We start from the raw sequence: 790 nt of genomic DNA, 5'->3' as shown, positions 1-790 counted from the left end.
TACGGTGGTGCCGCGCCGCACCCCGGCTACAGCCCCCCGCCGCTCGACGCACCCCCGGCCGACCTGATCCTCGACAACGCCCCCTGCGCCTACAAGCTCACCGAGGAGCAGTACCACGGCGCCCGCACCGACGGACCCGGCGGCGTCGGCACCACCGTCGCCCAGCGCATCGCCGCACACGGCTGGAAGGTCATCACGACCAGCGACGGCTACTACATCCCCCTCAACCAGCCCGAACGCGGCCTGATCCCGCTGCTCCTCGACGGCAAGGGAGTGGAGAAGCTCACCGACGGCCTGCGCGTCTACCCGACCCTCACCGGACGGCGCAACGGACCACTGGTCGTCACCGGCTTCACCTGCGCCGACGACGCCACCATCAACGGCCCGGTCACCGTCCGCCCCGGCGCGGCACTCGTCACCACCGGAACGACCATCAACGGCCCACTGACCGCCACCGGCGCCGCCGGCATCGTGCTCGCCGACGGCACCATCAACGGCCCGGCCCGCATCGCCAACACCACCCACGCCCTGTCCATCATCGACGTCACCGTCACCGGCCCGGTCGACCTGACCCGCAACACCACCGGCACCGACACCCCGCTGCTGGTCGGCAACACCATCCGCGGCCCCCTGAGCTGCACCGGCAACACCCCCGCCCCGACCAACCTCGGCCTCGCCAACACCGTCAACGGACCCCGCACCACCCAGTGCGCCGCACTGTGACCGGCAGATAGCCGAACCGGCGTGCCGGCGGCGCGGGCACCAGGCCCGCTCCGCCGGCACGCCGCAC

1 pseudogene is annotated in these 790 nt (G+C 72.8%); it reads left to right on the top strand.

The features are described from left to right. Positions 1-723 (top strand): annotated as a pseudogene (locus tag DKT68_RS31010) (carboxypeptidase); the annotation flags it as partial. Positions 724-790: the final 67 nt, after the last annotated feature.

The sequence above is a fragment of the Micromonospora acroterricola genome, from assembly GCF_003172955.1.
Lineage (GTDB): Bacteria > Actinomycetota > Actinomycetes > Mycobacteriales > Micromonosporaceae > Micromonospora > Micromonospora acroterricola.
This window is presented reverse-complemented; position numbering and strand designations above follow the sequence as displayed.